The organism is Xanthomonas sp. F14 (assembly GCF_014199865.1).
Map to the genome: position 1 here is coordinate 1,438,180 of NZ_JACHOM010000001.1, position 12,964 is coordinate 1,451,143.

General features: G+C 67.4%; 15 protein-coding genes. 9 read left to right on the plus strand and 6 right to left on the minus strand.

Annotated features, from left to right (window positions below; all coding sequences use genetic code 11):
- Positions 1 to 72: 72 nt before the first annotated feature.
- From GGR73_RS06210 to GGR73_RS06220, 3 genes are all read right to left on the minus strand, one after another.
- Positions 73 to 1,095, minus strand: coding sequence for a LacI family DNA-binding transcriptional regulator (locus GGR73_RS06210; protein WP_184456054.1), 1,023 nt, complete (start codon positions 1,093 to 1,095; stop codon positions 73 to 75).
- Between the two features lie 327 nt (positions 1,096 to 1,422).
- The gene (locus GGR73_RS06215) at positions 1,423 to 1,692 is read right to left on the minus strand and encodes a BolA family protein (RefSeq protein ID WP_016904540.1); all 270 of its coding nucleotides are present in this window, start codon (positions 1,690 to 1,692) and stop codon (positions 1,423 to 1,425) included.
- Positions 1,689 to 1,988, minus strand: a complete 300-nt coding sequence (locus GGR73_RS06220; RefSeq protein ID WP_184456056.1) for a YciI family protein — start codon at positions 1,986 to 1,988, stop codon at positions 1,689 to 1,691. Before GGR73_RS06220 ends, GGR73_RS06215 begins: the two co-directional genes overlap by 4 nt.
- Before the next feature lie 350 nt (positions 1,989 to 2,338).
- On the opposite strand from GGR73_RS06220, the gene GGR73_RS06225 reads away from it, so the two are divergent.
- Genes GGR73_RS06225 through GGR73_RS06235 form a run of 3 tightly spaced genes read left to right on the plus strand, consistent with a single transcriptional unit; the run spans position 2,339 to position 6,072 of the window.
- Positions 2,339 to 3,244: a segregation and condensation protein A gene (locus GGR73_RS06225; RefSeq protein ID WP_024940608.1), complete on the plus strand. Its 906-nt coding sequence runs from the start codon at positions 2,339 to 2,341 to the stop codon at positions 3,242 to 3,244.
- Positions 3,222 to 4,451 carry an SMC-Scp complex subunit ScpB gene (scpB, locus tag GGR73_RS06230; RefSeq protein ID WP_184456058.1) on the plus strand — a complete coding sequence of 410 codons (1,230 nt, stop codon included), beginning with the start codon at positions 3,222 to 3,224 and terminating at the stop codon, positions 4,449 to 4,451. Before GGR73_RS06225 ends, scpB begins: the two co-directional genes overlap by 23 nt.
- The gene (locus tag GGR73_RS06235; protein ID WP_184456060.1) at positions 4,444 to 6,072 is read left to right on the plus strand and encodes a pseudouridine synthase; all 1,629 of its coding nucleotides are present in this window, start codon (positions 4,444 to 4,446) and stop codon (positions 6,070 to 6,072) included. Before scpB ends, GGR73_RS06235 begins: the two co-directional genes overlap by 8 nt.
- 201 nt (positions 6,073 to 6,273) lie before the next feature.
- Here GGR73_RS06235 and GGR73_RS06240 read toward each other — a convergent pair whose 3' ends face one another.
- Entirely contained in the window at positions 6,274 to 6,711 is a 438-nt protein-coding gene (locus GGR73_RS06240) for a hypothetical protein (RefSeq protein ID WP_016904973.1), read from the minus strand.
- Between the two features lie 165 nt (positions 6,712 to 6,876).
- Here GGR73_RS06240 and GGR73_RS06245 point away from each other — a divergent pair, with 165 nt between their 5' ends.
- The gene (locus GGR73_RS06245; RefSeq protein WP_146091060.1) at positions 6,877 to 7,647 is read left to right on the plus strand and encodes a glutaminyl-peptide cyclotransferase; all 771 of its coding nucleotides are present in this window, start codon (positions 6,877 to 6,879) and stop codon (positions 7,645 to 7,647) included.
- A gap of 79 nt (positions 7,648 to 7,726) precedes the next feature.
- On the opposite strand, the gene GGR73_RS06250 is transcribed toward GGR73_RS06245, so the two are convergent.
- Positions 7,727 to 8,527: an amidohydrolase gene (locus GGR73_RS06250; RefSeq protein WP_166764440.1), complete on the minus strand. Its 801-nt coding sequence runs from the start codon at positions 8,525 to 8,527 to the stop codon at positions 7,727 to 7,729.
- 145 nt (positions 8,528 to 8,672) lie between these two features.
- The gene (locus GGR73_RS06255; RefSeq protein ID WP_046342977.1) at positions 8,673 to 9,821 is read right to left on the minus strand and encodes a pyridoxal phosphate-dependent aminotransferase; all 1,149 of its coding nucleotides are present in this window, start codon (positions 9,819 to 9,821) and stop codon (positions 8,673 to 8,675) included.
- A 198-nt stretch (positions 9,822 to 10,019) separates the two neighbouring features.
- Between GGR73_RS06255 and ccmA the strand changes: the two genes are divergently transcribed.
- From ccmA to ccmE, 5 genes are all read left to right on the plus strand, one after another.
- The gene (ccmA, locus tag GGR73_RS06260; RefSeq protein ID WP_039527017.1) at positions 10,020 to 10,664 is read left to right on the plus strand and encodes a heme ABC exporter ATP-binding protein CcmA; all 645 of its coding nucleotides are present in this window, start codon (positions 10,020 to 10,022) and stop codon (positions 10,662 to 10,664) included.
- Positions 10,661 to 11,356 (plus strand): heme exporter protein CcmB, encoded by a 696-nt coding sequence (ccmB, locus tag GGR73_RS06265; RefSeq protein ID WP_006452115.1) that lies wholly within the window; start codon positions 10,661 to 10,663, stop codon positions 11,354 to 11,356. The genes ccmA and ccmB overlap by 4 nt, the downstream gene beginning before the upstream one ends.
- Positions 11,357 to 11,450: 94 nt before the next feature.
- A complete protein-coding gene (gene ccmC / locus GGR73_RS06270) occupies positions 11,451 to 12,203 on the plus strand; it encodes a heme ABC transporter permease CcmC (RefSeq protein WP_046342978.1) in 753 nt (250 codons plus the stop codon).
- Positions 12,200 to 12,370 carry a heme exporter protein CcmD gene (locus GGR73_RS20285; protein ID WP_102254266.1) on the plus strand — a complete coding sequence of 57 codons (171 nt, stop codon included), beginning with the start codon at positions 12,200 to 12,202 and terminating at the stop codon, positions 12,368 to 12,370. Before ccmC ends, GGR73_RS20285 begins: the two co-directional genes overlap by 4 nt.
- A complete protein-coding gene (gene ccmE, locus GGR73_RS06280; RefSeq protein WP_039515161.1) occupies positions 12,367 to 12,837 on the plus strand; it encodes a cytochrome c maturation protein CcmE in 471 nt (156 codons plus the stop codon). The genes GGR73_RS20285 and ccmE overlap by 4 nt, the downstream gene beginning before the upstream one ends.
- The last annotated feature ends 127 nt before the right edge of the window (positions 12,838 to 12,964 follow it).

Here is a 12,964-nt window from a genome sequence, read left to right on the forward strand (position 1 = left end):
CAGGAACGACCGCTGCGGGGGGCAGCGGGAGCGGACAGAACGTCCGCGAAAAGGGTCAGCGGGCAGGAAACCTCAGGGGCCGGGCTCGCCGGCGCCGCAGGAGGCGCGGATCACCAGCTCGGGCGTGAGCAATTGGCGGATGCCGTCGTCGCGGCCGGGCTGGTCCACCAGCCGCATCAGCCGGGACATCGCCTGCTCGCCCAGGCGCGCGATGCTGACCCGCATCGTGGTCAGCGCCGGATGGACGAAACGGGCCAGCGGAATATCGTCGAAACCGGCCAGTGCCACATCGCCGGGCACCGAGACATCGGCCTGGACAAACGCGTACAGGCAGCCCAGCGCGGTCATGTCGTTGGCGGCGAAGACCGCGTCGGGCAGCGTGCCGCCGGCCAGCATCGCCTGCCCGGCGCGGTGGCCTGAGGCCTCGTCGAAGTCGCCGGTGAATTCGATGCCCTGCGCGGTACCGCCGTGGGCGGCGATCGCATCGCGGAAGCCACGCAGGCGTTCGCGCGCATCGAAATTCAGCGCTGGCCCGCCGATGAAGGCGATGCGCCGATGTCCGGCCGACAACAGATGTTCGGTCATCGCCATCGCGCCGGCATGGTCGTCGATGCTCAGCACCGGATAGGCGTCGCCGGGGAGATGCGCGTTGATCAATACCGTGGGCAGCGCCTGCGGCAGGTTGTCGGTGAGGAACCCGGGCTGCTCGGCATACGGCGACAGCACCAGCAGACCATCCACGCGCCCGCGCATGGACTGCAATGCCCTGCCCTGCGCTTCCGGGTCGCCGTGGTAACTGGACACCAGCAGATGCTGGCCGGCGGCACGCGCCGCACCATCGATACCGCGGATCAGCTCGGAAAAGAATTCGCCATACAGATCGGGCAGCACCACGCCCAGGGTCTGGGTGCGTCGGCTGCTGAGGCTGCGGGCTGCCGCATGCGGGCTGTAGCGCAGCCGCGCGGCCACGTCCTGCACCAGCTGGCGCACCGGCCCGGCGACGTTGTCATGCCCATTGAGCGCACGCGACACCGTTGCAACGGAGACCTGTGCTTCCCTGGCGACATCTTTGATGGTGACCGCACCCTTGGCCATTCGTGTCGCCCTCCGCGACCGAGTTCCCAAAACTGGCGCGGACTGTAAGCGTTTTCATACGAAGGCGTAAACCCCTGTCTTCACGCCCGTGAAAACGCTTACAGATCAAGCATCTGCAAGTGATGAATACGTGAAGCGATGTGTTGCGACGCAACAAATATCGCCCATATGTCCACGGATGAAGGTCGACGGCGATCACGGTTGGGCGGTTTGGCGCTCCGGAGGGAACGGTCCCCCGCGTAGGAGCGCACCCGGGCGCGACGGTGGCTATGGGATAAGGCAGTCGCGCCCGGGTGCGCTCCTACGACGGCGGTTTGATTGGCCCGGTTATCCCGCCTCGCCCGGCGCGATCGCCTCGATCGACAGCGCGTGGATATCGGTCTGCATCATCTCGCCCACCGCGGCATAGACCGCGCGGTGCCGCGCCAGCGGCGGCTTGCCGGCGAAGGCGGCGCTGACCACGCGCACATTGAAATGCCCACGGCCGTCGCGCGCGCCGGCATGCCCGGCATGGCGATGGCTGTCGTCCACCACCTCCAGCTCGGTCGGCGCCAGCGCCGCCTGCAGCGCGGTGCGGATCCGCTCGACCCGGCTCATGGCAGCACCCGGCGGAACGGACGCACCTCGGTGCGCACGTAGACACCCGCCTCGACATACGGTTCGGCATCGGCCCAGGCGCGGGCGTCATTCAGCGCGTCGAATTCGGCGATGACCACGCTGCCACTGAAACCGGCCGGGCCCGGATCCTCCGCATCGATCGCCGGGCATGGCCCGGCCACCAGCAGGCGCCCTGCCGCCGCCAGCGCCTGCAAACGGGCCAGATGCGCCGGTCGCGCCTGCTGCCGGGCCGCCAGTGCGTCGGCCCGGTCATACCCCTCGATTACGTACCACATAGGCCACCTCGCCCAAGACGTGAAGAACAGCCCCGGGATTCTAGCCGCCTCGGCGCTGGACACCGCCCCCGCGCACGCATTACCCTTGCCACCACTGCACACGCAATCGGACGCAGCGGCCCGTCGGCCCAGGCCCCACGCCTCCTCGACGACCGATTCGCTGCCCACCGCCGACCCGCGTAGACGACCTCCTCGCTGTTCCGTCGCCGCATGCCACGCGGCGCACGTTGTATGTGGATTTGTAGGATCGTGCCGGCACGGGCACGACATTGATCGCAATAACTCAAGGCAAAGCCCTGCAGGCGCGGCTCCGACCGTGGCCGGCGACCGTAAGACCCGATGTCGACCTGATGAATTCCGAACTCGCGCACGACGCGAATCCGCCAGCCACGAGCGCGCCGCCACAGCAGCAGGAAATGCGGCTGGCGGTGGTGCATGGGCAAGCGGTGCTGCAGATCCCGCAGGATCTGTATATTCCGCCGGACGCGCTGGAAGTCATCCTGGATGCCTTCGAAGGTCCGCTGGACCTGCTGCTGTATCTGATTCGTCGCCAGAATCTGGACATCCTGGATATCCCCGTCGCCGAGATCACCCGGCAGTACGTGGATTACATCAACGTGATGCAGGAGCTGCGCTTCGAACTGGCGGCGGAATATCTGGTGATGGCCGCGATCCTGGCCGAGATCAAGTCGCGCATGCTGTTGCCGCGCCCGCCCAGCGAGGAAGGCGAAGAAAACGATCCGCGCGCCGAGCTGGTGCGCCGGCTGCAGGAATACGAACGCTTCAAGCAGGCTGCCGAGGATCTGGACACGCTGCCGCGCATGGGCCGCGACAGCGCGCCGGTGCAGGCGCATCTGCCCGAGCGCGCCGCGGTCAAGCTGCCGCCGCCGGTGGAACTGAAAGAAATGCTGATGGCGCTGTACGACGTGCTCAAACGCGCCGAACTGTTCACCGGCCATGCGATCAAGCGCGAGGCGCTGAGCGTGCGCCAGCGCATGGGCGATGTGCTGAGCCGCCTGGACGATGGCAGGTTCTACCGTTTCGAATCGCTGTTCACTGCCGAAGAAGGCAAGCTCGGCGTGCTGGTCACCTTCCTGGCGCTGCTCGAACTGGCCAAGGAGCAGTTGCTGGACATCGTGCAGGAGGCGCCGCTGGCGCCGATCTACGTGAAGTCGCTGGCCTTGGGCAATACCAATGCGCCGCTGCAATTCTCCAGCGAATTCGACGACAGCGATGCCGCCAACGAACCCCTCTGAAGCCGATCACCGAATGGATCAAGCGTTGATCACCCGCATCATCGAAGCCGCCCTGCTGGCGAGCAGCCAGCCGCTGACGCTGGCGCAGCTGCAGGGCGTGTTTCCGGAAGAAGAACCGGCGCCGCCCGGCAGTGTCGAGCGCGCGCTGGAACTGCTGCGCGACGGCTGCGCCGAGCGCGGCGTGGAGCTGGTCGAGGTGGCCTCGGGCTTCCGCTTCCAGGTCAAGGCTGACGTGCATGGCTGGGTCGCCCGGCTGTGGACCGAGCGCCGCACCAAGTACACCCGCGCCACGCTGGAAACCCTGGCGCTGATCGCCTACCGGCAGCCGATCACCCGCGGCGAGATCGAGCAGGTGCGCGGCGTGGCGGTCAGCAGCAACATCATCCAGGCGCTGGAAGAACGCGAGTGGATCCGCGTGGTCGGCCACCGCGACGTGCCCGGCAAGCCGGCCCTGTTCGGCACCACCAAGGGCTTTCTGGATTACTTCGGGCTCAAGCGATTGGACGAGCTGCCGCCATTGTCTGAGTTGAAGGACATTGCCGAGCTGGAGCCGCAGTTGCCGCTGGACCGCGACGGCCAACTGGATGGCGCGGTGCCGGCGTCGGCGGCGATGGGTGCGGAGCATGCTGAAGCGGGTCCGGATACGGATCCAGACCCGGATATGGCGGATGCAGACGGCGCCGGCGCCGATGCGGCGATTGCCGCCCGGACTGACGCGGCGGCGGATGCAGGTGCTGACGCGGATGCCGACCCGGGCGACGTTGCGCCGGAACACCGCGATGCCGAGGATGTGTTGCCGGCATCGGACAGCACCACCGATGCAACCAGCGACAGCGACGACGCAACGCACGCCGATGCCGAGATGGCTGTTAATGCCGACGACAGCGACCAGACCGCCAGCCCAGGCACTGCAGTCGACGATGAAATCGAACACCACGCCGACGCGGTCGATGACCACGCCAGCGCCGATGAATCGAGTGACGACACACCGCAACACCCCGAGCATGCCTCGGCGCAGGACCCAAACCCGTTGGACCCAGATGACGCCCGTGAGGGCGACCCCGACACCGCGCCGGGAACGCGCGCGGATGCAGTGAACGAAGACGAAGACAACGCCGTCGCGACGACGACCGTGGCTGTTGACGAAGCCGATTCCGAACCAGAGGCCGACCCAGAACGCGTCGGCCGGAGCCAGACACATGAGTGACACCCCCCGCAAGCTGTCGTTGAACAAGCTTTCCCTCAAGCGCGACAGCGCGCCCGAAGCGCCCAAGCTGGAAGAGCGCCTGCACAAGGTGCTGGCCCAGGCCGGACTGGGGTCGCGCCGCGCGCTGGAACAGCGCATTGCCGATGGCCTGATCAAGGTCAATGGCGCCGTCGCGCAGACCGGCATGTCGGTGCGCAGCGGCGACAAGATCGAGCTGGATGGCCGCAGTTTCGTGGCCAGCGCGCTGACCGAGCCCTCGCGCGTGCTGATCTACAACAAGCCCGAAGGCGAAGTGACCACCCGCGAAGACCCCGAAGGCCGCCCGACCGTGTTCGAGTCGCTGCCGGCATTGAAAGGCTCGCGCTGGATCGCCATCGGCCGCCTGGACATCAACACCACCGGCCTGCTGCTGCTGACCACCGACGGTGAGCTGGCCAACGCGATGATGCACCCCTCCTACGAGGTCGAGCGCGAATACGTGGTGCGCGTACGCGCCCCGGAAGGCGAGGACAAGGTCTCCGACGCCATCATCGAGCGCCTGTCACGCGGCGTGCTGCTGGAAGACGGCGGCGCCAAGTTCGACGAGATCGAACGCATCGGCGGCACCGATTCGCACGACTGGTTCCGCGTGGTGGTCAAGGAAGGCCGCAACCGCGAAGTGCGTCGCCTGTGGGAGTCGCAGGGCTGCCAGGTCAGTCGCCTCAAGCGCAGCCGCTACGGCAAGATCTCGCTGCCGCGCGAACTGCTGCGTGGGCAGTCGATCGAAGTGGCGCAGGACAAGGTCGACAGCCTGCGCGCCGAACTCAAGCTGGAAGAAGGCGCGCCGTCGGCGCTGACGCTGCAGCCGGTGATCGGCCAGCGCCGCGCCGCCAAGTCCACCGTGCACGTCTCGCGCGATGGCCGCAGCAATGCCTACGTCAATGGCCAGACCTCCGGCGCCGACGAAGGCCGCGAACTGCGTCGCTTCGACAACCTGCGTGAAGATCGCGGCGGCCGTGGCCGTGGCAAGCCAGGCGGTTTCCGCGGTGGCCTCACCGTCAGCGGCGAAGCGGCGGCCAAGCAGTCGCAGCAGCGCCCATTCAAGCAACGCGCCCCCGCCAAGGGCGACCGCGGCCTTCCGGACGGCAACCCGGCCGCGTTCCGCAGCTGGTACGTGCCCGATGGCGTGAGCACCGGCCCGAGCGGCCACCGCAATGCCGGCCCCGGTGGCCCTGGCACCGGCCAGGCGCGCCCGTACGCGAAGAAGGGTCCGGGCGGTGCACGCCCAGGTGGCGGCGCGGGCAATGCACGCCCTGGCGCGGGCGGCGCGGCACGTGGCGGCGCCGGTGGCGGACAGGGCCAGTCGCAGGGCCAGGGTCAGCGCAAGCACCCGTACGGTCATCCGGGCAATGCGCCGAGCTTTCCGTCCGATCACGCCAACCCGGGTTTCAGCCCGTATGGCGCGGCACGTCCGGCGGCCGGTCGCCCGACCGGCGCACGCGCGGGTGGCCCCGGTGGCAACCGTGGTCCGGGCGGCAATCGCGGTCCGGGTGGTCCGGGCGGCGCGCCGCGTGGACCGGGTGGTCGCCCGCCGGGTGGCGGCAATCGTCGTCCGCCAGGCGGTGGTAATCGCGGTCGCTAAGCTGCGGCACGCGCAATAAAAAACGGCCCTGCAAAGGGCCGTTTTTTATTGGTGTTTCCGTTCGCGCCCGGCATCGCAGTTGCTGGAAACAGCAGCGACACCGAGTTCGTACAGCAACAGCGCAGAGCCCACTGTTTGGGGGCGCTGCGCGTTCACGCAGGCGTCGACCATTGGCGACGCTTGCGCTGCATGCACAGCGTCTTACTTGCGACGCTCGATGACGAAGTTGCCCACCGCCACGCCCAGATCGACGCCCTCGCCCGTGCCGGCCAGGGCCAGCGAAATGTCGCCCTTGGTGACCACCTGTGCCGTGCTGGACTTGACCACGCCGGCATGCGCTTCGGCCGCCGCGTAGGTGCCGAACAGATCATTGAGGCTGTAGGCGCCTGAGAAGGTGCCGCGGCCGCCGACAATCTTGGACTTGCCGACGGTCAGGCCGCCGCCCTTGCTGGAGATCTTGACCGGGATCACCGCGCCGTTGTCGCACTTGATGGTGCCGGTGCCGCTGGCGGTCTTGTAGAACACCGACCAGCCCGACAGGTTGAACGACAGCTGGCAGTCGATGTTACCGGCGGCCTGCGCCTGCGGTGCAAGCGTTGCGGCGCCCAGCAGCGCGAAGAGGGAAAGGGACTTGATCATGCGGGCATTCCGGTTGGTGAACGTGGCGCCGAGCCTATCAGCGCCGATGTGGCAGCCGCGACAACATGCCGGCACCGCGCATGCGACCGTTCAGCGAATCATTATTTCGCCGGCCGGCGGCCTGCGCCGCCACAGTCTGCGATGGCGGCATGGGATGATTGCGGCATGCCACGCACCGTCTACAGCCTGCTCTTCGCCGCCCTGCTGCTGCCCACCCTCGCCCACTGCGGCGAGACCATCCCGACCCAGGGCTATACCGTCGTGCGCACCTATCCGCACGACACCGCCGCCTTTACCGAAGGCCTGTTCTATCTCGACGGCTACCTGTACGAGAGCACCGGCGAACTGGGCCAGTCCAGCGTGCGCAAGGTCGAGCTGGAGACCGGCCGCGTCCTGCAGCAGGCCTCGACACCGGCGCCGTTTTTCGGCGAAGGCATCGTGGCCTGGCACGACCGCCTGATCCAGCTGACCTGGCGCAACCAGCGCGGGTTTGTCTACGACCTGGCCACGCTGACGCCGCGCACGCAGTTCAGTTATTCCGGCGAGGGCTGGGCGCTGACCCGCGACGACAGCAGCCTATACATGAGCGATGGCACTGCCCGCATTCGACGGCTGGATCCGCAGACGCTGCAGCAGGTCGGCAGCATCAAGGTCACTGCCGGCGGCAGGGCGCTGGACAATCTCAACGAGCTGGAATGGGTCAACGGCGAGCTGTTGGCGAACGTCTGGCTGACCACCCGCATCGCACGCATCGACCCGGCCAGCGGCAAGGTCATCGCCTGGATCGACTTGAAGGCGCTGGTGCCGGACGCCGACACCCTGAGCGACCCAAGCAACGATGTACTCAACGGCATCGCCTACGACGCCGAGCACGATCGTCTGTTCGTCACCGGCAAGCGGTGGCCGAAGATCTACGAGATCAAGTTGGGTGAGTAGCGGGGATTGGGGATTGGGGATTCGCAACAGCGGGCAAACGGATAGCTGTGCCTTGCCTGCTTGCACCAATCCCTAATCCCTAATCCCTAATCACAAATTCATCCGCATCCAGCATCGCCGGGAAGCGTACGCGGTGTTCGGCCAGGGCGGCAGCGCTGAGGGTGGTGGTGACCACCTGTGGCTGCTCGCGGATTTCCACCTGCGGCTGGCCGAGGAAATCGATCACGGCGCTGTCGCCGGCGTAGTGCAGCTGATTGCCGTCGACGCCGACGCGGTTGACCGCTGCCACAAAGCACAGGTTCTCGATCGCGCGTGCGCGCAGCAACGTCTTCCAGGCATAGGCGCGCGCGGACGGCCAGTTGGCGACGAACAGTTGCAGATCGAAATCCAGCTGGCCCGGCCGCTCGACATCGAAGCGATTGCGGCAGAACACCGGAAAGCGCAGGTCGTAGCAGACCTGCGGATTGATCCGCCAGCCCTTCCACTCCACCGTCAGGCGATCGCGCCCGGCCGCGTAGCGCAGGTGCTCGTTGCCGAAGCGGAACAGATGGCGCTTGTCGTAATACTGCAGCGCCCCGTCCGGCGTGGCCCACAGCAGCCGGTTGAACACGCCTTCGGGCGTGCGCAATTGCACGCTACCGGTGACGGCCGCATCCAGCCGCGCCGCCTGCGCACGCACCCAGGCCACGGTCGGCCCGTCCATGTCCTCGGCCTTGTCGATGGCGTCGTTGGAGAACCCGCTGGTGAAGGTCTCCGGCAGGATCACCAGATCGGTCTGCCCGGCCAACGGCTCCAGCAACGCACCGTAATAGTCGCGATTGCCGGCCGGGTCATGCCAGCGGGTGTCGCCTTGGATCAGGGAGATGCGCAGGTCGTTCATTAAAGGCTCGGGATTCGGAAGTGGGGATTTGGGATTCGAACGGCGGGTTTCGGGTGGCTTCCTGTCATCGGCTTTCTGCGAACTCGTCAACAAACGACCAACCGCCGTTACGATTCCCGAATCCCGATTCCCGATTCCCAGCTCTTCAGAGCTGCTGCAACCGCGCGATCGCCGCATCCAGGGTCGCATCGTTCTTGGCGAAGCACAGCCGCGCCAGTCGTTGCCCTTGCGGCGCGGTCTCGTAGAACGGCGACAGCGGAATCGCGGCCACGCCCTTTTCCACCGTCAGCCACTTCACGAACTCGGTGTCGGGCAGGTCGCTGATCGCCGAATAGTCGACCAGTTGGAAGTAGCCGCCGGGCACCGGTAACGGCTTCAGGCGCGTGGTCAGCAACTGTTCGCGGAAACGGTCGCGCTTGGCCTGGTAGAACGCGCCGAGGTGTTCGTCGTGTTCGGGTTCGTCGCGAATCATCGCGGCGAATGCGTGCTGGGCCGGGCCGAAGCTGGTGAAGGTGTTGTACTGGTGCACCTTGCGGAACTCGGCGCTCAGTGCCGGCGGCGCGATCGCGTAGCCGATCTTCCAGCCGGTGCAGTGATAGGTCTTGCCGAAGCTGGAAATCACGAACGCGCGCTCGCGCAGTTCCGGCCAGCGCAACACCGATTCGTGGCGGCGACCGTCGAACACGATGTGTTCGTACACCTCGTCCGAGAGCAGGAAGATGGCGCTGCCGCGCAACAGCTCGGTCAAGCGCTGCATGTCATCGGCAGACAGCATCGCGCCGGACGGATTGTGCGGCGAGTTGATCATCAGCAGGCGCGTCTTCGGCGTGATCGCCGCGCGCAGCGCCGGCCAATCGATGGCGAAGGTCTGCGGGTCCAGCGCCACGTGCACGGCGCGCGCGCCGGCCAGGTCGATCGCCGGCTCGTAGCAGTCGTAGGCCGGGTCCAGCACGATGACCTCCTCGCCTGCACGCACCACCGCGTGGATGGCGTTGAAGATCGCCTCGGTGGCCCCGCTGGTGACGGTGATCTCGCTGTCGGCATCGACCTGCGCGCCGTAGCAGCGCTGCGCCTTGCCGGCGATGGCCTGGCGCAAGGCCGCAACGCCGGTCATCGGCGGGTACTGGTTGTGGCCGGCCGCCATGGCCTTGGCCAGTTCATCGACCAGCCGCTGCGGCACCGCGAAATCGGGAAAACCCTGGCCCAGATTCACCGCGCCGTGTTCGGCCGCCAGCTGCGACATGACGGTGAAGATGGTGGTGCCCACCTTGGGCAGCTTGGTCGTGAGGGGCATCGGGCCTGTCCGGGCAACAAACGGGGGGACCGCGAGTGTACGCAAAGCCGCCAGGCGGTTGCGCCCAGGCGATGCAAAACAGCGTTCCCGGACACATCACGCCGCCGAACGCGCCCCCGGCAGCGCGCCATCGTCGCTACAATGCGCGCCCTGCCTCGCCCACCCCATGCCGTCCTGCGACGGGAGCCCGCTGCGCCGATGATCGAACCGCTGCACACTGCGCCACCGCTGCTGGCGGCGCGCGCGCTGGCTTTCAGCCGCAACGAGGAGCCGGTGTTCGGCCCGCTGGATTTCCATGTCGATGCCGGCGAGGCGCTGCTGGTGCAAGGCGACAACGGCGCCGGCAAGACCACGCTGCTGCGGGTGCTGGCCGGGCTGCTGCATGTGGAGCGCGGGCAGATCGAGATCGACGGCAAGACCGCGCGGCGCGGCGACCGCAGCCGCTTCATGGCCTATCTGGGCCATTTGCCGGGGCTGAAGGCCGACCTCAGCACGCTGGAGAACCTGCACTTTCTGTGCGGCCTGCATGGCCGCCGCGCCAAGCAGATGCCCGGCAGTGCGCTGGCCATCGTCGGCCTGGCCGGCTACGAGGATGCGTTGGTGCGGCAGCTGTCGGCCGGCCAGCGCAAGCGCCTGGCGCTGGCGCGGCTGTGGTTGTCGCCGGCCCCGCTGTGGCTGCTGGACGAGCCCTACGCCAACCTGGACCTGGACGGCATCACCCTGGTCAACCGGATGATCTCCGCGCACCTGCGCGGCGGTGGCGCGGCGCTGGTCACCACCCACGGCGCCTATGCGGCACCGCCGGTGCGCACGCGCATGCTCACGCTGGAGGCGGCGGCATGAGCCTGCATTCGCCACAACCCTCGCTGTGGCAGGCCGCGCGCGCGCTGCTCAGCCGCGACCTGCAGCTGCTGTGGCGCCGTCGCAGCGATGCCTTGCAGCCGGCGCTGTTCGCGCTGCTGATCGTGGTGTTGTTCGCGCTGGGCCTGGGCGGTCGCCCGGACCTGCTGGCGCAGGCCGCACCGGCGGTGCTGTGGCTGTCGGTGCTGCTGGCCGGCCTGCTGTCGCTGGATGCGCTGTTCCGCAGCGACGTGGAAGACGGCTCGATGGAGCAATGGCTGCTGGCGCCGGTGCCGTTGGCGTGGCTGATCGCGGTGCGCGTGCTGCTGCACTGGGCGACCAGTGCGCTGCCGTTGATCGCGGTGACGCCGCTGCTGGGCGAATTGCTGCACCTGCCACATGACCAACTACCGGTGCTGCTGGCATCGTTGGCGCTGGGCACACCGCTTCTGAGCCTGCTTGGTGCCGTGGTTGCGGCGCTGACGGTGACGATGAAACGCTCTGGTATTCTCGTGGCGTTGCTGGCGTTGCCGTTGTACGTGCCGGTGCTGGTGTTCGGTGCCGGCAGTGTCGCGGCCAGCGGACAAGGGCAGGATGCGGTGGGTGCGTTGTTGTTGCTGGGCGCCGGATTGGTGATCGGCGTGGTGCTGGCACCGCTGGCTGCGGCTGCCGCAATCCGGATTTCCTTGAGTTGAGCCCTGCGGTCGATGCGCTGTCGACAAGACGCTCCACTCATTGCGTTGTTGCTGTTTCGAGAGCCAATGCCATTCCAAAGGCTGCTGCCATCGCATGAACGTCGTCGCCCGCTGGTTCCACCAACTCGCCTCGCCTCCGATCTTCGACCGTTTCACTGCGCGCTGGGCGCCGTGGTGCTACGCGCTGGCCGCGGTGTTGCTGGGCGTGGGCATCTGGCAGGCCTTGTTTGCGGTCCCGGCCGACTACCAGCAGGGCGATAGCTTCCGCATTCTGTATATCCATGTGCCGAGCGCGTGGATGAGCCTGTTCGTGTTCGGGCTGATGGCGGTGTACGCGGCGATCGCGCTGATCTGGCGCATCAAGATCTGCGAAATCCTGGCCATGGCCTGCGCGCCGATCGGCGCGGCGTTCACCGTGATCACCCTGCTGACCGGCAGCATCTGGGGCAAGCCGATGTGGGGCGCCTGGTGGGATTGGGACCCGCGCCTGACCACCGAGCTGATCCTGCTGTTCCTGTATCTGGGCGTGATCGGTCTGTACCAGGCCATCGACGATCGCCGTCAGGCCGCGCGCGCGGCCGCCTTGCTGGCGATCGTCGGCGTGGCGCTGCTGCCGGTGATCCGCTATTCGGTGGTGTGGTGGAACTCGCTGCATCAGGGCCAGAGCATCCGTCTGCTCGGCCCCTCCAGCATCGATGCCAGCATGCTGCTGCCGCTGTGGCTGATGGTGATCGGCACCAAGTTCTGGTTCGCCGGTTCGCTGCTGACGCGTGCGCGCGCCGACAACCTGCGCCGCGAGGCCGGCAAGGCCTGGATCGTGCGCGATGCGCCGGAGCGCGCGGCATGAGCTACCTGCCCTACGTCATCGCCGCCTACGCGGTATTCGTGCTGGTGCTGCTGTGGGACCTGATTGCCGGTCGCTGGCAGCTGCGCCGCGCGTTGAAGGTCGCGCAGGCGCGGCGTTTGCGCGAGCGCAAGCGCGCGGTGCCCAGCGATGCGGAGCTGATCCGGTGAACCCGCAACGGCGCCGCCGGATCTGGCTGGTGATCGCGCTGGTGCTGGCCGGTGGCCTGGCGACCGCGCTGGTGGCGATGGCACTGCAGCGCAATGTGGCTTATCTGTACACACCGTCGGAAGTGCTGCGCGGCGACGCCGGCGAGCATGCGCGCTTCCGGCTCGGCGGCATGGTGGAGAAAGGCTCGTTCCAACGTGCGTCCGGTTCGCTGGAAGCGCAGTTCCGCGTCACCGATGGCGATGCACAGTTGCCGGTGCGCTACGACCGCATCCTGCCGGACCTGTTTCGCGAGGGACAGGCGGTGGTGGCGACCGGACGCATGCAGAACGGCGTGTTCGTTGCCGAAGATGTGCTGGCCAAGCACGACGAGACCTACATGCCGAAGGAAGTCGCCGACAAGATGGGCAGCGCGCACCGCAAGCACGATGTGCCGGCGGCCGCAGACCAGGCCGGAGCGCTGCGTTGATGGCAGGGGTCAAAACGTTCGCCTTGCTGCGCTGTGGTCGCTTGCAGCTTGCCTGCGTGGCCGACGATGTCGCGATGTCTGGGCAGGCGCATGCAGACGCTGCCCGGATGCCGCCCCTGCATTGCGC